18 protein-coding genes are annotated in these 22,374 nt (G+C 61.3%); 14 read left to right on the top strand and 4 right to left on the bottom strand.

Going from position 1 to position 22,374, the window contains the following annotated elements:
• Window positions 1-151 precede the first annotated feature (151 nt).
• Window positions 152-889: a cytochrome c biogenesis CcdA family protein gene (locus BUA94_RS14910; protein WP_073014113.1), complete on the top strand. Its 738-nt coding sequence runs from the start codon at window positions 152-154 to the stop codon at window positions 887-889.
• A gap of 52 nt (window positions 890-941) precedes the next feature.
• Here BUA94_RS14910 and BUA94_RS14905 read toward each other — a convergent pair whose 3' ends face one another.
• Window positions 942-2,102 (bottom strand): hypothetical protein, encoded by a 1,161-nt coding sequence (locus BUA94_RS14905; protein WP_073014112.1) that lies wholly within the window; start codon window positions 2,100-2,102, stop codon window positions 942-944.
• A 294-nt stretch (window positions 2,103-2,396) separates the two neighbouring features.
• On the opposite strand from BUA94_RS14905, the gene glmU reads away from it, so the two are divergent.
• From glmU to BUA94_RS14890, 3 genes are all read left to right on the top strand, one after another.
• The gene (glmU, locus tag BUA94_RS14900; RefSeq protein WP_073014111.1) at window positions 2,397-3,761 is read left to right on the top strand and encodes a bifunctional UDP-N-acetylglucosamine diphosphorylase/glucosamine-1-phosphate N-acetyltransferase GlmU; all 1,365 of its coding nucleotides are present in this window, start codon (window positions 2,397-2,399) and stop codon (window positions 3,759-3,761) included.
• A gap of 119 nt (window positions 3,762-3,880) precedes the next feature.
• Window positions 3,881-5,707 (top strand): glutamine--fructose-6-phosphate transaminase (isomerizing), encoded by a 1,827-nt coding sequence (gene glmS / locus BUA94_RS14895; RefSeq protein WP_073014110.1) that lies wholly within the window; start codon window positions 3,881-3,883, stop codon window positions 5,705-5,707.
• A 6-nt stretch (window positions 5,708-5,713) separates the two neighbouring features.
• On the top strand, window positions 5,714-6,088 hold the full coding sequence (locus BUA94_RS14890; RefSeq protein ID WP_073014109.1) for a GNAT family N-acetyltransferase: 375 nt from the start codon (window positions 5,714-5,716) through the stop codon (window positions 6,086-6,088).
• A gap of 79 nt (window positions 6,089-6,167) precedes the next feature.
• Here BUA94_RS14890 and BUA94_RS14885 read toward each other — a convergent pair whose 3' ends face one another.
• A complete protein-coding gene (locus BUA94_RS14885; protein WP_073014108.1) occupies window positions 6,168-6,542 on the bottom strand; it encodes a YbaN family protein in 375 nt (124 codons plus the stop codon).
• A 197-nt stretch (window positions 6,543-6,739) separates the two neighbouring features.
• On the opposite strand from BUA94_RS14885, the gene BUA94_RS14880 reads away from it, so the two are divergent.
• The gene (locus tag BUA94_RS14880; protein WP_073014399.1) at window positions 6,740-7,453 is read left to right on the top strand and encodes a DUF502 domain-containing protein; all 714 of its coding nucleotides are present in this window, start codon (window positions 6,740-6,742) and stop codon (window positions 7,451-7,453) included.
• 526 nt (window positions 7,454-7,979) lie between these two features.
• On the opposite strand, the gene recG is transcribed toward BUA94_RS14880, so the two are convergent.
• Window positions 7,980-10,082, bottom strand: coding sequence for an ATP-dependent DNA helicase RecG (gene recG, locus BUA94_RS14875; protein ID WP_073014398.1), 2,103 nt, complete (start codon window positions 10,080-10,082; stop codon window positions 7,980-7,982).
• 248 nt (window positions 10,083-10,330) lie between these two features.
• Between recG and BUA94_RS14870 the strand changes: the two genes are divergently transcribed.
• Window positions 10,331-10,648 (top strand): FAD assembly factor SdhE, encoded by a 318-nt coding sequence (locus BUA94_RS14870; protein WP_073014107.1) that lies wholly within the window; start codon window positions 10,331-10,333, stop codon window positions 10,646-10,648.
• A gap of 62 nt (window positions 10,649-10,710) precedes the next feature.
• Window positions 10,711-14,196, top strand: a complete 3,486-nt coding sequence (gene mfd, locus BUA94_RS14865) for a transcription-repair coupling factor (protein ID WP_073014106.1) — start codon at window positions 10,711-10,713, stop codon at window positions 14,194-14,196.
• 36 nt (window positions 14,197-14,232) lie between these two features.
• Here mfd and BUA94_RS14860 read toward each other — a convergent pair whose 3' ends face one another.
• Window positions 14,233-15,810, bottom strand: a complete 1,578-nt coding sequence (locus BUA94_RS14860) for a Na/Pi cotransporter family protein (RefSeq protein ID WP_073014105.1) — start codon at window positions 15,808-15,810, stop codon at window positions 14,233-14,235.
• A gap of 212 nt (window positions 15,811-16,022) precedes the next feature.
• Here BUA94_RS14860 and BUA94_RS23825 point away from each other — a divergent pair, with 212 nt between their 5' ends.
• The 7 genes from BUA94_RS23825 (at window position 16,023) to BUA94_RS14825 (ending at window position 22,301) form a co-directional block, all read left to right on the top strand.
• Entirely contained in the window at window positions 16,023-16,442 is a 420-nt protein-coding gene (locus tag BUA94_RS23825) for an antitoxin Xre-like helix-turn-helix domain-containing protein (RefSeq protein WP_073014104.1), read from the top strand.
• 2 nt (window positions 16,443-16,444) lie between these two features.
• Window positions 16,445-17,143 carry an RES family NAD+ phosphorylase gene (locus tag BUA94_RS14850; RefSeq protein ID WP_073014103.1) on the top strand — a complete coding sequence of 233 codons (699 nt, stop codon included), beginning with the start codon at window positions 16,445-16,447 and terminating at the stop codon, window positions 17,141-17,143.
• Between the two features lie 152 nt (window positions 17,144-17,295).
• The gene (locus BUA94_RS14845; protein ID WP_175558051.1) at window positions 17,296-17,634 is read left to right on the top strand and encodes an FtsB family cell division protein; all 339 of its coding nucleotides are present in this window, start codon (window positions 17,296-17,298) and stop codon (window positions 17,632-17,634) included.
• Between the two features lie 177 nt (window positions 17,635-17,811).
• Window positions 17,812-18,864, top strand: a complete 1,053-nt coding sequence (gene pdhA, locus BUA94_RS14840; RefSeq protein ID WP_073014102.1) for a pyruvate dehydrogenase (acetyl-transferring) E1 component subunit alpha — start codon at window positions 17,812-17,814, stop codon at window positions 18,862-18,864.
• Between the two features lie 15 nt (window positions 18,865-18,879).
• Entirely contained in the window at window positions 18,880-20,265 is a 1,386-nt protein-coding gene (locus tag BUA94_RS14835; protein ID WP_073014101.1) for a pyruvate dehydrogenase complex E1 component subunit beta, read from the top strand.
• A gap of 18 nt (window positions 20,266-20,283) precedes the next feature.
• A complete protein-coding gene (locus BUA94_RS14830) occupies window positions 20,284-21,636 on the top strand; it encodes a pyruvate dehydrogenase complex dihydrolipoamide acetyltransferase (RefSeq protein ID WP_073014100.1) in 1,353 nt (450 codons plus the stop codon).
• Window positions 21,637-21,662: 26 nt separating this feature from the next.
• A complete protein-coding gene (locus BUA94_RS14825; protein WP_073014396.1) occupies window positions 21,663-22,301 on the top strand; it encodes an SGNH/GDSL hydrolase family protein in 639 nt (212 codons plus the stop codon).
• The last annotated feature ends 73 nt before the right edge of the window (window positions 22,302-22,374 follow it).

Here is a 22,374-nt window from a genome sequence, read left to right as displayed (position 1 = left end):
CGTCGATCTGCCTCTCGAAATGGTGACCCGATTGTGGCTTCCTGTTCTTCTGCTCCATCGACTATAGATCGCAGCAGGTGCCGGAATGTCCGGGAGCCTGGACTAAAAAGAAAGGCTGGCGGCCGTCCGGCCATGATCAGAAAGACGTGTGATGCTGGGGAATGTGACGATCTGGGGAGCCTTCTTGGCGGGGCTGCTGTCTTTTGTGTCACCATGCGTTTTGCCGCTGGTGCCGCCTTACCTGGGCTTCATTGCCGGTGTGTCTCTTGAAGAGCTGACCGGCAAGGACGATCACAAGACTGCGTCGCGCCGGGTTTTCATTGCTTCGCTTGCCTTCGTTGCCGGTTTCACCACGGTGTTTGTTGCCCTTGGGGCGAGTGCCAGCTTCCTTGGTCAGTTCGTCACCCAGCATATCCAGTTTCTCGGCTATATTGCGGGCGCGGCAATCATCGTCATGGGGCTTCACTTTCTCGGCGTCTTCCGCATTGCCTTCCTTTACCGGGAAGCCCGCGTTCATGTGGAGCGCAAGCCGACAGGGCTTCTGGGCGCCTATGTGATCGGTCTTGCCTTTGCCTTTGGCTGGACGCCCTGCGTTGGACCTATCCTGGCGGCAATCCTCTTCGTTGCCGGATCCGAGGACACGGTGACACAAGGCGCCCTGCTTCTGACGGCCTATGCGCTCGGTCTCGGTATTCCCTTCCTTCTGGCCGCGCTTTTTGCCGGGCCATTCCTGGGCTTCATGAAGAAGTTCCGCCGCCATATGGGCATGGTCGAAAAGGCGATGGGTGTGGTTCTGGTTCTGACCGGTGTGCTTTTCATCACCGGACAGATGGCGACCTTCTCCTACTGGCTGCTTGAAACCTTCCCGGCCTTTTCCGCCATCGGATGATGCAGCTTGAAAAGGCTATGTCTGGCTCCGCTTGCTTGAAGCGGGGCGGGGATCAGTAGCGGGAGTTCGCTTCCAGGCGGACTTGATCTTCCGGAAGGTCGCTGCCGGCGAAAAAGGCCGGGCGGCAAGTGCCCGAAATATCCAGCAGCTTCAGGCAGGCGACGGCAGCGTCGGCTGCATTTGCGAAGGGGCCGAGCAGAAGGTCGAGCTCGCCCGGATTCAGATCCGAGGCAATCACCTTGGCCTGCATGCCGCGCATGCGGTCAGCATTTTGATGCTCGAAATTCTGCCAGGCCGTTCTTGCGCCAGCCTCGGTCTTGTAGTGGCCGACGACCACTGCGAAATCCGTGCGTTTGAGAGCGGTCCCATCCGAGCCTGAGATCCGGCCGGAGGCCTGGCCTGGGACGACCAGCGAAGGCTTGGATTCCGGCTCAGGTGAAGCCTTTTCCGGAATGGAGCCGGTTTCCACCGGATCGCCGTCAATTGGCGGAAGCAATGCGCCGGCGTTGGCAAAGCGGACCAGATCCGGCTTGGCTGTCGGGGTGTGGTCCTGCCCGGTTGCATCCGAAACCGGTGACATGCATTCCGGATTGCCGCGCTTGGAAAAAGCACCGCTGAGCTCAGGCGCAGGCATGGTTTCGATCATGCGCATAGGGACTGGCGAGGGCGGCGTTTGCGGGGCGGGCTTTGGGATGGCGCGGGCAGGTTCGCTCTTTGGTTTGCCGGGAGGCGCCATGTCCGCTGTGGCTGCTTTTGTATTTTCTGGCTTTTTATCAGCTGCGTCTTTCCCCGCCCCACTTGCAAGTCCAGCGGGGGCGGGCAGGGCAGCGGTTTGCTCCAGCTTGGCAAGCCTCGCGGAATAGAGTTCGTTCTGCTGCGCCAGGGTGGTCAGGCGCATGCGCAGCGTCGCAAGCTCGGTTTGCAGCGCATTGATATGTGCTGTGCTTTGCGGAAGCTGGTTGCGCTGGGAAGGATAGACCTGGATTTCAGTGCGGCCGATAGAAGCCGTGGTGCTGACATTTCCTGCAGGTGGCAGCCGGACACCGGCATAGGTGTTGAAATCCAGATGGCCGCTTCCAAAGTGATAGGCAGCAAGGCCCAGGCTGCCGGACAGAATGGCACCAAGCGCCCAGCAGCTGACGAAGACACGCTGGGTGGTCAACGCCTGCGTGACGAGGTCTCTGGTCTTGCGTTTTGCCGGTCCCTTGGGCACGCGTCTTGTTGTCCTGCGCAACGTAAAGAATACGGATCAGACGAATCTGTCCGCAATCTCTCCTATCTGACCCAAAATATAGTTAACGGGCAATCGCGTGACGGTAGCGATCCAAAGATTGCGAAGCCTAAACGCCGACAAAGTTTCACTTTTCCTGATTGTGGCTTATAGAGCGGCTCTTCTTCTTTCATAGTTTTTTTGAACAAGGCATATAGACGACATCAAACGGTGCAAGAATGGTCGCGTTCCTTGCCCTTTCGCTCAAATGCCGCAACTTCTTTCGGGAGATCCCAAATGACCACCCGCAGCTTCCTGGCCATCGTCCTGGCCGCAGGTCTTGGCACCCGCATGCGGTCATCTCTGCCCAAAGTCATGCACCAGGTTGGCCATCTCCCGCTTGTCGGTCATGTTCTGGCCACGGTGACTGCTGCTGGAGCAAATCGCGCTGCCGTGGTCATCGGCCCGGATATGCCGGAATTGGAAACCTTGGTCGCAAAGCTCTCGCCCGATGCGAGTTGTCACGAGCAGACCGATCGTCTCGGCACAGCTCACGCAGTTCTGGCTGCCCGTCCGGCGCTGGCTGACGTGTCTGATGATGTGCTGGTTCTCTTTGGCGACACGCCGCTCGTCACACCCGAAACCGTGGAACTAGTGCGCAAGGAGCTTGCAGAAGGTGCGGACGTCGCCGTGCTCGGCTTCAGGGCTGCCAATCCCTTCGGATACGGACGCCTTCTGATGGATGGCGAGCGTCTGACAGCGATCCGGGAGGAGAAAGATGCCAGCGACGAAGAGCGGAAGGTTGCTTTCTGCAATTCCGGCATCATGGGGTTCCGTGGACCCCATCTCCTGTCCTTGCTCGAAGCGATTGGCAACACGAATGCCAAGGGTGAGTTCTACCTGACGGACGCGGTTGAGATCGCAACGGCCCGCGGTCTCAAGGTGACGGCGGTGGAAGGTGACGAGCGCGATGTGCAGGGTGTCAACACCCGCGAACAGCTCAGCCACTGCGAGGCAGTCTTCCAGGCCCGCATGCGCAAGGATGCGATGGAGCGTGGAGTGACGCTCCTTGCCCCTGAAACCGTGTTTTTTGCCCACGATACCCGCGTCGATGCAGACGTGACGTTGGAACAGAATGTCGTCTTCGGACCTGGCGTTTCGGTCGAGAGCGGATCTGTCATCCGGGCTTTCAGTCATCTTGAAGGTGCAAGGGTCGGTGCCGGTTCCACTGTCGGGCCCTTTGCCCGCCTCCGTCCTGGCGCAGATCTTTCTGATGGGGCTCACATCGGCAACTTCGTCGAGATCAAGAATGCAAAGGTGGGTGAGGGCGCCAAGGTCAATCACCTGACCTATATCGGCGATGCGACGGTTGGCGCGGGCAGCAACATCGGCGCCGGCACGATCACCTGCAACTATGATGGGTTCGGCAAGCATCACACGGACATCGGACCGGGCAGTTTCATCGGTTCGAATTCGACGCTCGTTGCACCCGTCACGCTCGGCAAGGGCGCTTATGTGGCGGCCGGCAGTGTGGTGACAGAGCCGGTCGAGGCGGATGCTCTCGTGATTGGACGTGCCCGTCAGGTGATCAAGCGCCACCGGGCGGAAGAGCTTCGGGCCCGCTTCAAGGCTGCAAAAGCGGCCAAGTCCAAAGGTGACTGATTGAGAGCCTGTCTTTGCGTTTCTACCGATGAAACGAAGTGAAACAGGGTTTGATTTCAAATTCAAAGGCCGCCTCCGGTAAAGCTTGGCGGCCTTTTCAATTCTGAAGGAAAAATTTTATGTGTGGCATTGTCGGTATTCTTGGAAACATTGAAGTCGCTCCGCGTCTGACTGATGCGTTGAAGCGTCTGGAATACCGGGGCTATGATTCTGCAGGCATTGCTACTCTGGAAAACGGCAAGCTGGCGCGCAGCCGCGCGGAAGGCAAGCTGCGCAATCTGGAGGCCCGTATTGCCAGCCATCCGGTCGGCGGTGCTGCCGGCATCGGCCATACCCGCTGGGCGACCCACGGCGGCCCAAGTGTTATCAATGCCCATCCGCACATGGCTGGCCGTGTGGCCGTCGTTCACAACGGCATCATCGAGAACTATCTGGAACTTCGCGCGGAAGTCACTGCCAATGGCGCCGTGATCACCTCCGAGACCGACACCGAAGTGGTGGCGCATCTGGTCAACGCCCTGCTCGACAAGGGGCTATCGCCGGTGGATGCGGTGGAAGTCGTGCTGCCGCGCCTGCATGGCGCCTTTGCGCTGGCCTTCCTGTTCGAAGGCGAAGAGGACCTGCTCATCGGTGCCCGCAAGGGATCTCCGCTTGCGGTTGGACACGGTGAGGGCGAAATGTTCCTCGGGTCCGACGCCATTGCCCTGTCGCCCTTTACTGACCGCGTCACCTATCTGGATGAAGGCGACTGGGCGGTGCTGACAAGATCCGGCGTGACCATTCGCGACAGCAACAATGCGGTTGTCAGCCGTCCGGAAGCAAAGTCCTCCGTGACCGCTGCGCTGATGGACAAGGGCAATTACCGGCACTTCATGGCCAAGGAAATCCATGAGCAGCCGGAAGTTCTGGGCCACACCCTGTCGCGCTACATCGATCTCGGCAACAGCCGGGTGAAGGTTCCGGGCGCCGAGGCGGTCGACTTCTCAAAGCTGAACCGCATCATCATTTCTGCGTGCGGCACGGCCTATCTGGCGGGTCTCGTGGCCAAATACTGGTTCGAGAAATACGCCCGTCTGCCGGTCGAGATCGATATTGCCTCCGAATTCCGCTACCGGGAAACACCGGTCGCAAATGGAGAATTTGCGCTGTTCATCTCCCAGTCCGGTGAGACGGCCGATACGCTCGCGTCTCTGCGCTATTGCAAGGAAAATGGTGCCACCATCGGCGCCGTGGTCAATGTGCCGGAAAGCACCATCGCGCGTGAATCCGATGTGGTGTTCCAGACCATTGCCGGACCTGAAATCGGTGTCGCCTCGACCAAGGCCTTTACCTGTCAGCTTGCCGTTCTGGCTTCTCTTGCGCTTCATGCAGGCCGCCAGCGCGGAGTTCTGAGCGAAGCGCAGGAAAAGGATCTGGTCGCAGCGCTCGGCTCCATTCCGGGTCTCGCCGTTCAGGCTCTGAAGTGCGAGACCAGCATCGAGGCGCTGGCCTTGCCGCTGTCCCGTGTCAGCGATGCATTGTATCTCGGCCGGGGCACCAATTTCCCGCTGGCCCTGGAAGGTGCGCTGAAACTCAAGGAATTGTCCTACATTCACGCCGAAGGCTATGCAGCCGGCGAACTCAAGCATGGCCCGATCGCCCTGATCGACGAGAACATGCCTGTCTTCGTCATCGCACCTCATGACAGCATCTACGAAAAGACCGTGTCGAACATGCAGGAAGTGGCTGCCCGTGGTGGCCGCATCGTGCTGATCACCGATCAGAAGGGCGCGGATGCCAGCGGCAATGCGGCACAGAACACGGTCATTCTGCCGAATGTCCCGGAAATCGCCGCACCGATCATCTATGCCCTGCCGATCCAGATGATCGCCTATCATACGGCGGTGTTCATGGGCACGGATGTGGATCAGCCGCGCAATCTCGCAAAGTCGGTGACGGTGGAGTAAGCGGGCATGCAAGGCTACAGGATTGCCCCGTTCGAGGAGCGGCACCGTTCTGCCGTGACCGGATTGTGGGCAGCCTGCGGTCTCATCCGCCCCTGGAACGATCCGGACAAGGATATCGACCGGAAGCTGACGGACCCGGTGGGCCAGTTCCTGCTGGTGTTGAGCGGCGAAGGCGAAGCAGAAGAGGTCCTCGGGTCGGTGATGGTAGGCTATGACGGCCATCGCGGCTCGATCTTCTATCTGGCGGTTCATCCGGATCATCAGTCTGCGGGCCTTGGCCGCCGCCGCAGCAACACGGCAGTTCTGGCGTTCTATGACCGTCTGGGTTTTGCGGAGGATGATGCCGTTCTGCTTGGCAAGCGGCTCATTCCCGACACCTGACACAGCGTCATCAAGCAGCTGATCCCATTTACTGAATCTGAATGGAAAGACGCTCACGTTCATCGTGAGCCGACCCTGATCAGGACAAATTTGCAGGTGGCGCGGGGCGGGTGGCGACAAAGGCCGCGCAGCTGATCATGACAGCTGCGACGACGAGAGCCAGCCACGGTTGCGGTCGGGCACTCAGATAAAAAACGCCGAAACCGAAAGTCATCCCGCCGAGTGCGAAGCATTTGGCCCTGAACGGAATCGCACCATGGTCGCGCCAGGCTTGGACTGGCGGGCCGAAAGTCGGGTGGGCGAGGATGCGCGCCTCCAGCTCCGGCGAGGAACGGGCAAAGCAACCGGTAGCCAGAATGAAGAAGATCGTGGTCGGCAGAAGCGGCAGGAAGGCGCCGATCACACCGAGGACGACAAAACCGGCTCCGAGGGCCTTGAAGGTGGTGCGCCGCAAGGGCTGCCTCCAATTGGTGCAGGTGAAGCGGCTGATCGCACAAAAAATCTCAGCCTGAGAGGATACCGCAGTGCATCCTGACGCATTATGTAGACAAGCGGAAGTGAGAAAGCGAGAGGTGGACAAGCTCTGTTCCTCCGCATTTTGCACGAGATCTGATGAGCGACGGGAAGGTGCTGTGAATGAGCGGAGATGACATGTCCCCCGAAATCCCGCCGGTCATCGAACCGAAGCGGCGCAACCGGTTCGCAACACGTCTCCGCAACTATTTCCTCACCGGGCTCGTCATTGCGGGACCGATCGGCATCACGCTCTGGCTGACCTGGACCTTCATTCATTGGGTCGATAGCTGGGTCAAGCCGATCCTGCCGGTGGCCTATAGCCCCGAGACCTATCTGCCGTTCACTGTGCCGGGGCTCGGTCTGATCGTTGCGGCCGTCATGCTGACCCTTCTCGGGTTTCTGGCCGCCAATTTCCTCGGCCGCAGCCTGTTGTCCTTTGGCGAGTCGCTCGTCAACCGCATGCCCCTGGTGCGCAATCTCTACAGCGGCTTGAAGCAGATCTTCGAAACCGTTCTGGACGAGCGCGGCAACTCCTTCAAGAAGGCGGCCTTGATCGAATATCCGCGCAAGGGCCTCTGGGCGGTGGTCTTCATTGCGACCGACACGAAGGGCGAAATTGCCCGCAGGCTTGAAGGAAAGGCGGAAACCGTGGCCGTTTTCCTGCCGACAACCCCCAACCCGACCTCGGGGTTCCTGCTGTTCGTGCCGAAAGACGAGATCATCGAACTGCACATGAGCGTCGAGGAAGCGGCGAAACTGATCATTTCCGCTGGTCTGATCAATCCGGACCTCCCGGACATCGTGGCTCAGCAGACAGGCAATAAGGTGCTGGAAACCAGTGCTGTATAAGCTCGGGTTCTTTCTCGGCTATTCAGTTCAAGTCCAATTAGGCTCATTTTGCTCGACCCCTAATTTACTACGCCGGTGAGCGGGATCAGCGATCGCGGGCGAAGATTCGCACACACCTTCCTCCGTCCTGCCATGGCTTGACCATGGCATCCATGCCGTGACCTAGAGGCAAATCCACCGCTTCGGTCTGAGGAGATGATACGGCATGGATCCTCGGGTCAGGCCCGAGGATGACGACCGAGTGATGGAGGTACTTTAAGGCCTGCTTGCTGACGACCGGGAGGCGGGGTTTGCGATTTGAAGCCGGTCGCAAAGAAACAAAAGTCACCCCGGGCGAGCAACGCGAGACCCGGGGCCCACTCGATTGCAGAGTGGAGCGGATAGACGTCAGCTGCTGCTGCAATTCACAGCAGCTATTTGACCGTCCAAGGGACGGTACATTATGCCAAGTGCCTCTCTGGTTGTGAGTGGGCCCCGCGTCTCCGGCCTTGCCTGCGCCCGGGGTGACCAATAGCGCGTGCCCAATTCACCCTGCCCGGAGCAGACGGATCGCTTCGTCGCGGGAAAAGAGATAGAGCAGGCACCTGAGAGCTTCCCCGCGCGGGGTTTTCAGGTCCGGATCGGTCTCCAGGATCAGCTTTGCGTCGTCTCGGGCGACTTCCATCAGATCCGCGTGTTCTTCGGGGCGGGCAATTCGAAAGCCGGGAGTTCCGGACTGACGCGTGCCGAGAATCTCGCCGCCGCCGCGCAGTTTCAGGTCTTCCTCGGCAATCAGGAAGCCATCGTTGGTCTGACGCATGATGTTGAGCCGGGCCCCTGCCGTCTCGCCGAGCGGTCCCTTGTAGAGCAGAACGCAGGACGAGGGCTTGTCACCACGCCCGACACGGCCGCGGAGCTGGTGCAGCTGGGCAAGGCCAAAGCGCTCTGCATGCTCGATCACGATGATCGTTGCGTCGGGAACGTCCACACCCACTTCGATCACGGTTGTCGCCACCAGAACCCGCGTTTCTCCGGATTTGAAGGCCTGCATGGCCGCGTCCTTCTCGTCGGCGGACATGCGTCCATGGACGAGGGACACTTTCTGGCGCAGGACCTGTTCCAGAACCCGGTGGCGGTCTTCAACGGCGGCAAGGTCGATTTTTTCGGACTCCTCCACCAGTGGGCAGACCCAATAGACCTTCTGTCCCTCGGCAATGGCCGAGCGGATGCGGCCGACGATTTCGTCCAGCCGGTCGAGGGAGACCGAGACAGTGGTGATCGGCTTGCGGCCCACGGGCTTGTCGGTCAGGCGGGAGACGTCCATGTCGCCGAAACAGGTCAGCACCAGTGTCCGCGGGATCGGCGTTGCGGTCATGACCAGCACATCGACACCCTTGCCCTTGGCGGAGAGCGCCAGACGCTGGTGAACGCCGAAGCGGTGCTGCTCGTCGACGACCACGAGGCCGAGGTCTTTGAAAGTGACCGAGCCCTGAAAGAGCGCATGGGTGCCGACCACCAGATCGATCTCGCCTGCATCCAGCTTTTCCTGGGTGAGACGCCGTTCGCGGGTCGTGTCCTTGCCGGTCAAAAGAGCGAGGCGGATGCCGACCTTTTCGCAAAGGGGGCTCATGGAGGCAAAGTGCTGGCGGGCGAGAATTTCTGTTGGTGCCATCAAGGCGCCTTGCGCGCCTGCCTCGATCACCTGGGCGAGTGCGGCGAGTGCCACCACGGTCTTGCCCGCGCCCACATCGCCCTGCAGCAGGCGGAGCATTCGGGTCGGCTCGGCAAGGTCGGCGTTGATGTCCTCGATGGCTGAGGCCTGGCCGGGTGTCAGTGCAAAGGGCAGGGAGCTGATCACTCGCTTTTGCAGCGCTCCGGAAGGCTTGCGGACAATGCCGCCGAGCTGGCGCATGTTGGCCCGGACCAGTGCGAGGGCCAACTGGCTTGCCAGCAGTTCGTCATAGGCAAGGCGCTGCAGGAAGGGCGATTCCGGATCAATGTCCTGCTGCTCCTCCGGCTGGTGCAGGCGTCTCAGCGCCTCGTCGAAATCGGGCCAGTGGTTCTGGTCCTTATGCGGGCCGTTGAGCCATTCGGGCAGGGCAGGTAGCTTGCCAAGGGCTGCACTTACAGCCTTTTGCAGCGTCTTGGGCGAGAGCCCAGCCGTCAGCGGATAGACCGGTTCCAGCGGCGGCATGGCGTCAGCTTCTTCCGGTGCCAGCACATAGTCCGGATGGACCATCTGCGGCCGTTCGCTGAACCATTCCACCTTGCCTGACACGATCCGACGTTCACCAACCGGGAACTGCTTTTCCAGCCAGTCGCGGCGCGGATGGAAGAAGACGAAGGAGATCGACCCCGTGTCGTCAAAGGCGGTGATCCGGTAGGGCGCCTTGCCACCGCGCGGTCCGGGCATATGCCGGTCGATGGTCACGTCCAGGGTGACGATCTGCCCGCTCTCGCTATAGGCGATGCCGGGCCGGTGCCGCCGGTCGATGGCGCCATGAGGGGCGTGAAACAGCAGATCGGCAACGCTCGCCTCGCGCCCCGGCTGGGTGGACAGAAACGTTGTCAGCAGCTGCGCGATCTTCGGGCCGATACCCGGCAGGGTCGATACGGAGGCAAACAGCGGATCGAGAACCGAGGGGCGCATGGCAGAAGCGGACTTTCCGATCGGTGCAAGGCGAAGGGCTGCGGTGCGGGCCGCAGGGCGAAGCGAACGGTCCCCTTGTGCCACGAAGAAACGGATGTACGCAATATGTTCTCATTTTTCATTGGAAGGCGCTGACAGGGGCCGTGGACGGGTCTATATAGCGCCAATGCCCTCCGCGTAATTCTCTGCAATGCGCGTCATTCCTGTGCTTTTTGCATGGGCCAACGTTTCAAGGACACTGGACCTGGATGACACAGCCTCTCGACCAAACGCCAGAACGTGACAACCGGCGCAAGCGCATCCTGTTCCGCTGCTGGCATCGGGGCATGAAGGAAATGGATCTGCTGCTGGGCGGCTTCGTCGAGGTTCACATTGACAGCCTCAATGATCAGGAGCTGGACGAGCTGGAACATATCGTGACAGCCCATGACCAGGATCTCTATGCCTGGATGACCGGCCGCAAGCCGTTGCCGGAAGAGTGGGATGGCCCGCTGTACCGCCGTATCGTGACCTGGCATCAGGACGAGATTGCCGCCGGACGGATCATCACCGCCCGCGATATCTAGGTCTGCAGAGCAGCTTACCCCCACAATTTGCGTTGAAGATCCAAGCGACAAGGAAGAGCGCCGTGTTTGAAAGCCTGCTGAAGGACCAGGCCAATATCACCCTTGCGAGCGTGCCGGATGGCGCGGAGGCGCATGCGCTGGCGCGCATTCTCGCCGAGAGCGGCAAAAAGGGTCTGTCGCTGGTCTTTGTCGCCCGTGATGCGACGCGCATGCAGATGATCACCGAAGCGCTCTCCTTCTTCGCGCCAGACGTCGAGGTCATGCAGCTGCCCGCCTGGGACTGTCTGCCCTATGACCGGGTGTCGCCGAACCCCGGAATCAGTGCCCGCCGCCTGATGGCCCTTGGCGCTCTGGCTCATGGCTTGCCGGAAACGAAGCAGACCCTTCTCCTGACCACGGTCAATGCGGCGGTCCAGCGGGTGCCGAATGTGGAGTGGATGCGCCAGCAGACCCTGGCCATGGCGCCTGGCAACCGGCTCGACATGGGCGGCATTGCCTCCTGGCTGGACATGAACGGCTTCTCCCGTACGTCGACCGTCCGGGAAACCGGTGAATTCGCCGTGCGCGGCGGCATCATCGATCTCTTCACACCGGGATCCGAAGAACCTGTCCGCCTTGATTTCTTTGGCGATACGCTGGAATCGATCCGCTCCTTCGACCCGGAAACCCAGCGCACCCTGAAGCAGCTCAAGCGCCTGGATCTGGTGCCCATGAGCGAAGTGGTGCTTTCGGAAGAGGCGATTTCCCGTTTCCGCCGGTCTTATCTCGCCCAGTTCGGCGCGGCGAGCCGCGATGACGTGCTCTACCAGTCCGTCAGTGATGGTCGCCGCTATGCGGGCATGGAACATTGGTTGCCGCTGTTCCATGAGCGGCTGGAAACCCTGTTCGACTATCTGGGCTCGGCGCCTGTGGTGCTGGATGCCCGGGCCGGTGATGCGGTGCGTGAGCGTCTGGATCAGGTCGGCGAGCATTATGCTGCCCGCCAGGAAGCGCGTGAGAGCGGCCGCAGTGCAGGCTCCGTGCCCTATATGCCGGTGGAGCCTTCCGCGCTCTACCTGTCGGACAATGAATGGACGGCGGTTCTGGCGGATCATGCCAGCGCAGCGCTTGATCCTTTCACGCCGCCGCCGGGGTCCGGCAAGCTGGTGGTGGATATCGCGGGCCGCCAGGGCCGGACCTTTGCAGCGGAGCGGGCTGCCGGTGACATCAACATCTTCGATGCACTGACGGCCCATGTGAAGACCTTGCAGAAGGCCGGCAAGCGCACGGTGATCGCCTGCTGGTCCGAAGGCTCCCGCGACCGTCTGGGTCAGATCCTCGCCGATCACGGGCTGACCGCCGCCAAGGAAGTGGAAACACTGGCGGCAGTCAATGACCTGCCCAAGGCCGTGACCGCGCTCTGTGTGCTGGGCATCGAGCATGGCTTCGAGCTGGAAGACATTTCCTTCATCGGCGAACAGGACATTCTGGGCGACCGCCTGGTCCGCAAGAGCCGGAAGAAGGGCAAGGGCGCCAATGTCATCACCGAGGCAACCGGCCTTTCCGAAGGCGATCTGGTCGTCCATGTGGATCACGGTATCGGCCGCTTCATCGGCCTGAAGACCGTCGAGGCGCTCGGCGCGCCGCATGACTGCCTCGAGCTGCAATATGCCGGTGGCGACAAGCTCTATCTGCCGGTCGAAAACATCGAGCTTCTGTCCCGCTACGGCTCGGAAGATACGGAAGCCCAGCTCGACAAGCTGGGCGGTGGCGCCTGGCAGGCCCGCAAGGCCAAGCTGAAGAAGCGTATCCTTGAGATCGCCGACGGCCTGATCAAGACGGCCGCAGCGCGTGCGCTCAAGACCGCGCCGGTGGTCGAGGTGCCGGAAGGCGTCTATGACGAATTCGCCACCCGCTTCCCCTATGACGAGACCGAAGACCAGCTCAACGCCATTGATGCTGTGTTCGGCGATCTGTCCTCGGGCCGGCCGATGGACCGTCTGGTCTGCGGCGACGTGGGCTTCGGCAAGACGGAAGTTGCGCTCCGCGCCGCCTTCATTGCCGCCATGTCTGGCCGTCAGGTGGCAGTGGTCGTGCCAACAACTCTGCTGTCGCGCCAGCATTTCCGCACCTTTTCAGAGCGATTTCATGGCTTGCCGATCAACGTGGCCCATGCCTCGCGTCTGGTGCCTGCAAAACAGCTTACCGAGAACAAGAAAGGCCTGGCCGACGGATCTGTCGATATTGTTGTCGGCACCCATGCGCTGCTCGGCAAGGGCGTGACCTTCCGCGATCTCGGGCTCCTGATCATTGATGAAGAGCAGCATTTCGGGGTGAAACACAAGGAACGGCTGAAAGAGCTGAAATCCGACGTGCATGTGCTGACCCTGTCCGCCACGCCGATCCCGCGCACTCTGCAATTGGCGCTAACCGGCGTGCGCGAACTCTCCCTGATCGCAACGCCTCCGGTGGACCGTCTGGCTGTGCGCACCTTCGTCTCGCCCTTCGACCCGCTGGTGGTGCGCGAGGCACTGCTGCGCGAACATTATCGCGGCGGCCAAAGCTTCTATGTTTGCCCGCGCCTGGCGGATCTGGCCGAACAGAAGCAGTTCCTGGAAGAAAGCGTGCCGGAGCTGAAAGTGGCTGTTGCCCACGGCCAGATGCCGCCGGGCGAGCTGGAAGACGTCATGAATGCCTTCTACGAGGGCAAGTACAACGTGCTTCTGTCCACCACCATCGTGGAATCCGGTCTCGACATTCCGACCGCAAACACGTTGATCGTGCACCGGGCGGATATGTTCGGTCTGGCTCAGCTCTACCAGCTGCGCGGCCGTGTTGGCCGTTCGAAAACCCGTGCCTATGCGCTCTTCACTGTTCCGGCCAAGAAGACCCTGACCACGACCGCAGAACGCCGCCTGAAGGTGTTGCAGTCGCTCGAAACCCTCGGCGCTGGTTTCCAGCTCGCCAGCCACGATCTGGACATTCGCGGCGCGGGCAACCTCTTGGGCGAAGAACAGTCCGGCCACGTCAAGGAAGTCGGCTTCGAGCTCTATCAGCAGATGCTGGAAGAGGCGGTGGCGAGCCTCAAGGATGGCGGCGAGGATCTGGGCGAAGAACAATGGTCGCCGCAGATCAACATCGGCACGCCGGTTCTGATCCCGGAAAGCTATGTGCCGGATCTGCAGCTGCGCCTGTCGCTGTACCGCCGCCTGGGCGATCTGACCGAAGCTGGCGAGATCGATGCCTTCGGTGCGGAAATGATCGACCGTTTCGGCCCGATGCCGGAAGAAGTGCAGCATCTCCTGAAGATCGTCTTCATCAAGGGGCTCTGCCGCAAGGCCAATGTGGAGAAGGTCGACGCGGGGCCAAAGGGCATCGTCATCACTTTCCGCAACAGCGAGTTCCCGAACCCGGCAGCGCTTGTCGGCTATATCGCCGAGCAGGGCGTTTTGGCCAAGATCCGTCCGGACCAGAAAGTCGTGCTCACCCGCGACTGGGAAAAGACCGACACACGGCTCAAGGGCGCTGCAACGATTCTGGCGAAACTCGCAAAGCTGGCCACCGGCTAGGATTTGGTTTGAGGCTCAGTGGTCTGCGGCGCGCACTCACGATTTGCCATTGCGCAGCAGGGTGCGCGCCTCCGCCTCATAGGCGGTGATCCGTGCGGCATGGTGGAGCGAGCGCTGCAGCCAGCGCAGGGCATCCGTGTGCGCGAAGACCTCGGGCAGGGAATAGATCCCGGCATGTTCGCCAAGAAGCAGTGACCGGCGGTGCTGGTAGGTGCGCTGCTCGACCCAGTGTTCGAGCCGTGCCAGCCGCCGGGCTATTTTGCCGGTGTCGTCTTTCTCGGCACGGCACAGGATGGCACCGAAGACGAGGGTCGGCCGGCGCAGCTTCCTGTCTGACAGAAGTGTTGGAATGAACTCCAGCCGCTCAGAGCGTTTCAGCAGGCGGCGCAAGTGGTCTGTCTCGTGCAGCAGGTCCGAGAACAGGCCCGTTTCGCGAGGCCGGTCGGGATCTGCTTGAATGGCCGAAAGAAAAGTCTCCAGTTCGCCAAGGGCGAAGCCAATATCCGCATCGGGAGACGCGGTTGAACGGGGCTTGTCTTTCTGGCCGATTGCGTGGCTCAGGACGGCAAAGATCCGATGTGCAATCCGGGTCTGCGCTGTCTGCACGGCCGTCAGGGCCGAAAGCGTGTCCGGCAGCAGTTTCCTGTCCAGCGCATCTGTCAGGCTTTCCTCTTCGCTGGGCGTGAGAGCGATGATCATGCGGGCGAAGGCGCCGCTTGCGGGTAGCAGGATGGCCGCGCCGAGGATGTTGACCAGGCTGTGGAAAGCAACAAGGGCGGCAGGGTCATTGGCGGCAAAGACGGTGGCCAGACCCTTGGTGATCAGCCCAAGAAACAGGAACGCCATCGTGCCGGTGATGAGGTTGTAGAACACATGGGCCATGGCAGTCCGGCGCATGTTGCGCGATCCGCCGAGGGTGGCCAGCATGGCGGTCGCAGTCGTTCCGACGTCCATGCCGACGATCATCGATGCGCCTTGCGTCAGCGTCAGGCTGCCGGCGCTGAACAGAACGAGCACCATGGCGACGCCGGCGCTGGAAGATTGAATGATCAGGGTGATCACGGCGCCGAGCAGGATTAGAGAAAGCCGGCCAGTCCAGGTGTCAGCGGGAAAACTTTGCGGGGTCAGCAGGTCCTGAAAGACGGCGGCACCTTCCTGCATCATGCCGAGGCCGATGAAAATCAGGCAGAACCCGGCCAGCACCAGGCCAATACGGCTGATCAAGGTGTTGCCGGCCGCCCGCATCAGGCTGGCCACCAGGAGAGCGGGCAGGGCAACGGTGGAGAGGCTGAGCTTCAGCCCGACAAGGGCGACAATCCAACCGGTAATGGTCGTGCCGATATTGGCGCCATAGATGACACCCAGCGCCTGGGGGAAGGTGATCAGGCCCGCGCCGACGAAACTGATCACCGTCACCATTGTCGCGCTGGAGGACTGGATGACAGCCGTGGTGAACATGCCTGCCACGGCGCCGCTGTAGGGCGATCTGGTGAAATGGGTCAGGACCGAGCGCATCCGGGCACTTGCAAGCTGCCGGAGTGCATCGGTCAAGACGAACATTCCGAACAGAAAGATCCCAATCCCGCCGGACAGCGCGAGGATGTGTGTTGTCATTAAAGTCTCGTCTGGTGGATGCGCTGCGCAAACCGATTCATGTTGCCCGGAACCTAGACCCAGGCAGCCGCGGGGCGGAACCGGCAATCGACAGCATCCGTGTCATTCCGGATGGGCGGTGAGCAGGACGTTGCCGCGACTGTGCTCTTGAAAAATTCGAGAATGACCCTATCATATGAAATGAAAAAGTTTCTCATATGAGGAGAATTGCGATGGTCCCGGTCATTGCAGCGCCTGAAGCTCCTGTGGTTCGGCCGCTTGGCGAGCCGGACCGGGACAAGATTGCGACGCTTCTGAAGGCTGTCACCAACCTGGTTGAAGCCTGGGAACTGACCAACGAAGAGGCGGCGGCCCTTCTGGATGTTTCTGCGGCCACTTGGGGGCGCATGAAGTCGGGCAAGTACAAGGGCGAGATCGACCGGGACAAGATCACCCGCATCAGCCTGCTCATCGGCATTTTCAAGGGATTGCGCCTGCTCTTCAACGGGCCGCTGACTTATGGCTGGGTCAGGACAGCGAACCGGGGTGGCCTGTTCCGCGGCAAGACGCCCTGCGAGGTCATGATCAACGGCGGTATCGTCGCGATGTACAGGGTGCGCCAGCACATTGATGCGCTGCGTGGCGGGGTCTGAGGATGCTTCAAGACCTGCCTGTCAGGGACTTCACGGATGCGGCGACCATTCGCCTTATTTCCACAGCCTATATTGATGAACCGGCCATGGCGCCGCTGGTCGATACGCCCGAAGAGCTGGATTTTCTGGCTGAAATAGAGGCGCTGACATCCGCGCGTCAGACCGGCGAGTTGCCCGTGCCCGATGGCATTCATCCGCTGGAGCTGCAAAACGAGCGGCATGGCTACGGCTGGACCTACGTCAATGCAGCCTTCTGCTACACCCGTGCCGATGGTGGCCGTTTCAATGGGCCGGAGCGGGGCGCCTGGTATGCGGCCTATGGTGAAGACGCTTCCCGAACCACTCAGGCAGAAGTCGCGTTTCATCTCACGCGGGAACTGGAGGCAACGGGCTGCTTTCAGAACATTACCGCCTACCGGGAGCTGCTTGCCGGATTTACCACCCGGTTCCATGATCTTTCAGGGATGGTCGAGGAGGCGAGTCTCGGGCCGGATCCGGCGGCTGCCTATCCTGCGGGCCAGTCCCTTGCCAGGAGCATTCTAGCGGCAGGCGGGCATGGCGTGCTCTATCCGTCTGCCCGGAAGTCCGGCGGGCGCTGTCTGGCTGCGTTCCGGCCCAATCTCGTGCAGAATATCCGGCAAGGTGAGACCTGGGTCTTCGAGTGGTCCGGCTCCCGGGAACCCGTCATTTCACAGCGTTAGCGGGGAGGGGATGCGTCTGGCAATTTCGCTGGTCCGTCTTGCTTTTTTGCCCTGTGGATCAACAGCCTTGCCACATTCCCTCAACTCTCCCTTAACCAACATGACCCCATGATGCTGTCAGACCATCCTTGTATATTGTTGGGTCCGCTATCGTGCCAGCCACCACTCGTCAGCGAAAGAAGTCGTTTCTTCGCCGCTTGATCATTCCGTCCGTCGCAACCGCTGTTCTTGCCTATTTCGGCTTTCATGCGCTGAATGGGGAGTTCGGGCTTGTTGGCCGGGCGCGGATCGAGCGCGAGGTTGCGGACCTGCAATCCCAGCTTGATGTGCTGGTTGCGGAGCGTCAGGAACTGACCGCCCGGGTCAGCCTGCTGCGTCCTGAGAGCCTCGATCCGGACATGATCGATGAGCGTGCGCGCCTGAACCTCAATCTGACCCAGGCCAACGAGCTCACCATCCTGCGTCCGCGGGTGCTGCAACAGCAGCATTAACGCAAATCCTGTTAAAACAATCGAATAAACCGAAAGTCGGTTAAGTGATGTTTTGCGCGGGAAATCAGCCGATTACCGCCATGCATCAGGGAAGTCCTTCCTGCTTGGATTGACAAGTGGGCCGGGTTATTTTCCGTTGGACTCTTCATGGGGAAACGTCAGCTTGAGATGAGGGAAATGGCAGCTACAAAAAGAACGTCTTCCGGCGCCGGCGCGAAAGCCGATAGCCGGTCCCGCGGCGCCGGCGACAATTCGGCTCCCGCCATCGCAGACTTCAGCAAGGAGCAGGAGCTCCATGCCTATCGCGAAATGCTCCTCATCCGCCGGTTCGAGGAAAAGGCTGGCCAGTTGTATGGCATGGGCCTGATCGGCGGGTTCTGTCACCTTTATATCGGTCAGGAAGCTGTCGTTGTCGGCATGCAGATGGCCAAGAAAGACGGTGATCAGATGATCACCGGTTACCGCGACCACGGCCACATGCTGGCCATGGACCTTGACCCCAAAGGCGTCATGGCCGAGCTGACGGGACGCCGCGGCGGCCTGTCCAAGGGCAAGGGCGGTTCCATGCACATGTTCTCCAAGGAAAAGCATTTCTACGGCGGACACGGCATCGTGGGCGCTCAGGTTGCTCTGGGCACCGGCCTTGGCTTCTCCAACAAGTACCGTGAGAACGGCAACGTTGCGATGGCCTTCTTCGGCGATGGCGCCTCCAACCAGGGCCAGGTCTACGAAAGCTTCAACATGGCCCAGCTGTGGAAGCTGCCGGTCGTGTATGTGATCGAGAACAACAAGTACGGCATGGGCACCTCCGTCGAGCGCTCTTCCGCCACCACCGACCTGTCCCAGCGCGGCGCCTCCTTCGGCATCCCGGGCGAGCAGGTTGACGGCATGGACGTGCGCGCCGTTCTGGCTGCTTCCGACCGGGCTCTGGAGCATTGCCGTTCCGGCAAGGGTCCGTACATCCTCGAGATGGTGACCTACCGCTACCGTGGCCACTCCATGTCCGACCCGGCCAAGTACCGGTCCAAGGACGAAGTGCAGAAGATGCGTACCGAGCACGATCCGATCGAGCAGGTCCGCAAGCGCGTGCTCGATGCCAACTGGGCAACCGAGGAAGATCTGAAGGCGATCGACAAGGACGTCCGTGCCCTGGTGGCCGAGTCCGCGGAATTCGCCCAGAACGATCCGGAGCCGGATGTTTCCGAGCTCTACACCGACATTCTGCTCTAAGGCCGGGGAGTTACCATGCCGATTGATATTCTGATGCCGGCTCTTTCTCCGACGATGGAAGAGGGCAAGCTCGCCAAGTGGCTCAAGGCCGAAGGCGACACCGTGACTGCCGGCGATGTGATCGCCGAGATCGAAACCGACAAGGCGACCATGGAAGTGGAAGCCGTGGACGAAGGCGTTCTGGGCAAGATCCTCGTGGCTGAAGGCACCGAAGGTGTGAAGGTCAACGAGAAGATCGCGATCCTCCTGGCCGAAGGTGAAGACGCAAGCGCTGCAGACGCAGCCGCAAGCGCACCGGCTGCCAAGGCGGAAGCTCCTGCTCCGGCAGCACCGGCCGCCAGCGCCGCCGCGCCTGTTGCTGCAGCTCCGGTCGCAAGCGAGCCTGCCGAAGATCCGGAAGTTCCGGCCGGTACGCCGATGAAGGCCTCCACCGTTCGTGAAGCCCTGCGCGACGCGATGGCCGAGGAAATGCGCCGTGACGGCGATGTCTTCGTGATGGGTGAAGAAGTCGCCGAATACCAGGGCGCCTACAAGATCACGCAAGGGCTGCTGGACGAATTCGGCGCCAAGCGCGTCATCGACACCCCGATCACCGAACACGGCTTTGCCGGTCTCGGCGTCGGTGCTGCGATGGCCGGCCTGAAGCCGATCGTCGAGTTCATGACCTTCAACTTCGCCATGCAGGCGATTGACCACATCATCAACTCCGCTGCCAAGACGCTCTACATGTCCGGCGGCCAGATGGGTGCTCCGATCGTCTTCCGTGGCCCGAACGGTGCCGCTGCCCGCGTGGGTGCCCAGCACTCCCAGGACTATGCTTCCTGGTACGCGCATATCCCGGGCCTGAAGGTCGTTCAGCCCTGGTCCGCAGCCGACGCAAAGGGTCTGCTCAAGGCCGCGATCCGCGACCCGAACCCGGTCATCTTCCTGGAAAACGAGATCCTCTACGGCCAGTCCTTCGAGATCCCGGATGTGGAAGATTTCGTTCTGCCTATCGGCAAGGCGAAGATCGAGCGCACGGGTTCCGACGTGACCCTCGTGTCCTGGGGCATCGGTATGACCTACACCATGAAGGCCGCTGATGAGCTGGCTGCCATGGGAATCTCTGCCGAAGTCATCAACCTGCGCACGATCCGTCCGCTGGACATCGACACGGTTCTGGCATCGGTCCGCAAGACCGGCCGCGTGGTGACCGTCGAGGAAGCCTATCCGATGTGCTCGGTGTCTTCCGAAATCGCCTACCAGGTTCAGGAAAAGGCCTTCGATTATCTCGATGCCCCGATCCTGCGCGTCACCGGCAAGGACGTTCCGATGCCCTACGCCGCGAACCTGGAAAAGCTGGCCCTGCCGAACGTTGGCGAGGTCATCGACGCGGTCAAGGCCGTCACCTACACGGCTTAAGGCGAGAGGGAGGCTTCAATGCCAATCAATATCACGATGCCGGCTCTCTCTCCGACCATGGAAGAGGGCAACCTGGCCAAGTGGCTGGTGAAGGAAGGCGATACGGTTTCTGCCGGTGATGTCATCGCCGAAATCGAGACCGACAAGGCGACCATGGAAGTGGAAGCCGTGGACGAGGGCACCGTTGGCAAGATCGTCGTTCCGGCCGGAACGGCGGGCGTCAAGGTCAACGAGCTGATCGCCGTTCTTCTGGCTGAAGGCGAAGACGCAAGCGCCATCGGATCGGCTCCTGCTGCTGCCCCGGCCGCTGCAGCTGAGGCTCCGGCACCCGCTGCGGCCCCGGCCCAGGCACAGGCCCCGGCCGCTGCTGCACCTGCGGCAGCGCCTGCTGGTCCGGCTCCGGTTGCCGCCAATGGCGGCCGGATCTTCTCCTCGCCGCTGGCCCGCCGTCTGGCGCAGCTCAACGGCCTGGACCTGAGGGCTCTGACCGGCACCGGTCCTCATGGCCGTATCGTCAAGAAGGACGTCGAGGCTGCTGTCGCTTCCGGAACCGGCAAGGCCGCTCCTGCGGCCGCCGCCGAGGCTCCGAAGGCAGCTGCGGCAGCTCCCGCGGCCGCCATGCCGACCGGCCCGTCCAAGGATCAGGTGCTCAAGCTGTTCGAGGAAGGCTCCTACGAGCTGGTTCCGCACGACGGCATGCGCAAGACCATCGCCAAGCGCCTGCAGGAGTCCAAGCAGACCATCCCGCATTTCTACGTCTCCGTGGATTGCGAACTGGATGCGCTGCTGGCCCTCCGGGTTCAGCTCAACGATGCAGCTCCCAAGGACAAGGATGGCAAGCCTGCCTACAAGCTGTCGGTCAATGACATGACCATCAAGGCTCTGGCTCTCGCCCTGCGCGATGTGCCGGACGCCAATGTGTCCTGGACCGATGATGCCATGGTCAAGCACAAGCACGCCGACGTCGGCGTTGCCGTGTCGATCCCGGGCGGTCTGATCACCCCGATCATCCGCAAGGCCGAAGAAAAGGCTCTGTCGGTCATCTCCAACGAGATGAAGGACATGGGCAAGCGGGCCAAGGAGCGCAAGCTCAAGCCGGAAGAGTACCAGGGCGGCACAACCGCCGTGTCCAACATGGGCATGATGGGCGTCAAGAACTTCTCTGCGGTGGTCAACCCGCCGCATGCCACGATCCTTGCGGTCGGGGCAGGCGAGAAGCGCCCGGTGGTCAAGAACGACGCTCTGGCAATTGCCACCGTCATGACCGTCACGCTCTCCACCGACCACCGCTGCGTGGATGGTGCACTTGGCGCGGAACTGCTGGCAGCCTTCAAGGGCTACATCGAAAACCCGATGTCCATGCTCGTCTGAGCAGGGCTTGAAAGGGAACAATGGTGATGAAGTCCGTCCTGTGTTTCGGGGATTCGCTGACCTGGGGCCATGACCCCGAAACCGGCGCCCGGCATGCCTATGAAGACCGCTGGACCTCTGTACTGCAGAAGTCCCTTGGTCATGGCGTTCGGGTCATTCCGGAAGCACTGGGCGGACGCACCACCGTGTTTGACGATCACACCAGCGCTGCGGACCGCAACGGGGCGAAAATCCTGCCGACCCTGTTGCAGTCCCATGCGCCGCTGGATCTCGTCATCCTGATGCTCGGCACCAACGACCTGAAGGAATATCTGGGCCAGACTGCGATTGCTGCAGAGCGCGGCATGCGCCGGATCGTCCAGATCATCCAGAACCATGATTTCGGCAAGACGGGTCAGACCCCGTCGATCCTGATCCTGTCGCCGCCGCATATCTGCAAGACCGGCGACAAGGAGATGGACGATTTCATGTCCCTGAAGCGGAAGGAAGTGAAGAAGCTTGCCGCCCGCTACGAGCTTCTTGCCGACGAGACCGGCTGCGGCTTCATGGATATGTCCACGGTCGCCAAGCCAAGCCCGGTTGATGGTGTGCATCTGGATGCGGTTGAAACCCGTGCCATTGGTGCGGCTGTCGCCCCGATTGCCGCGGCCATGCTGCTGATCTGACGATTTTGCCCGCACTTGAGCGGGCCTTTCGAGCCGGTTGTCCGGCTCCAAGAACAGGAAATCACGGGACGGG

It is taken from the genome of Roseibium suaedae (assembly GCF_900142725.1).
GTDB classification, from domain to species: Bacteria; Pseudomonadota; Alphaproteobacteria; order Rhizobiales; family Stappiaceae; genus Roseibium; species Roseibium suaedae.
Note: the sequence above shows the minus strand (reverse complement) of the source record. Positions and strands in the feature narration are given on the sequence as shown.

What these genes read in the sequence shown, in the direction of transcription:
- BUA94_RS14910 (WP_073014113.1), top strand. Translation starts at nt 152, where the DNA reads ATGCTGGGGAATGTGACGATCTGGGGAGCCTTCTTGGCGGGGCTGCTG.
- glmU (WP_073014111.1), top strand. Translation starts at nt 2,397, where the DNA reads ATGACCACCCGCAGCTTCCTGGCCATCGTCCTGGCCGCAGGTCTTGGC.
- glmS (WP_073014110.1), top strand. Translation starts at nt 3,881, where the DNA reads ATGTGTGGCATTGTCGGTATTCTTGGAAACATTGAAGTCGCTCCGCGT.
- BUA94_RS14890 (WP_073014109.1), top strand. Translation starts at nt 5,714, where the DNA reads ATGCAAGGCTACAGGATTGCCCCGTTCGAGGAGCGGCACCGTTCTGCC.
- BUA94_RS14880 (WP_073014399.1), top strand. Translation starts at nt 6,740, where the DNA reads ATGTCCCCCGAAATCCCGCCGGTCATCGAACCGAAGCGGCGCAACCGG.
- recG (WP_073014398.1), bottom strand. Translation starts at nt 10,082, where the DNA reads ATGCGCCCCTCGGTTCTCGATCCGCTGTTTGCCTCCGTATCGACCCTG.
- BUA94_RS14870 (WP_073014107.1), top strand. Translation starts at nt 10,331, where the DNA reads ATGACACAGCCTCTCGACCAAACGCCAGAACGTGACAACCGGCGCAAG.
- BUA94_RS14860 (WP_073014105.1), bottom strand. Translation starts at nt 15,810, where the DNA reads ATGACAACACACATCCTCGCGCTGTCCGGCGGGATTGGGATCTTTCTG.
- BUA94_RS23825 (WP_073014104.1), top strand. Translation starts at nt 16,023, where the DNA reads ATGGTCCCGGTCATTGCAGCGCCTGAAGCTCCTGTGGTTCGGCCGCTT.
- BUA94_RS14850 (WP_073014103.1), top strand. Translation starts at nt 16,445, where the DNA reads ATGCTTCAAGACCTGCCTGTCAGGGACTTCACGGATGCGGCGACCATT.
- pdhA (WP_073014102.1), top strand. Translation starts at nt 17,812, where the DNA reads ATGGCAGCTACAAAAAGAACGTCTTCCGGCGCCGGCGCGAAAGCCGAT.
- BUA94_RS14835 (WP_073014101.1), top strand. Translation starts at nt 18,880, where the DNA reads ATGCCGATTGATATTCTGATGCCGGCTCTTTCTCCGACGATGGAAGAG.
- BUA94_RS14830 (WP_073014100.1), top strand. Translation starts at nt 20,284, where the DNA reads ATGCCAATCAATATCACGATGCCGGCTCTCTCTCCGACCATGGAAGAG.
- BUA94_RS14825 (WP_073014396.1), top strand. Translation starts at nt 21,663, where the DNA reads ATGAAGTCCGTCCTGTGTTTCGGGGATTCGCTGACCTGGGGCCATGAC.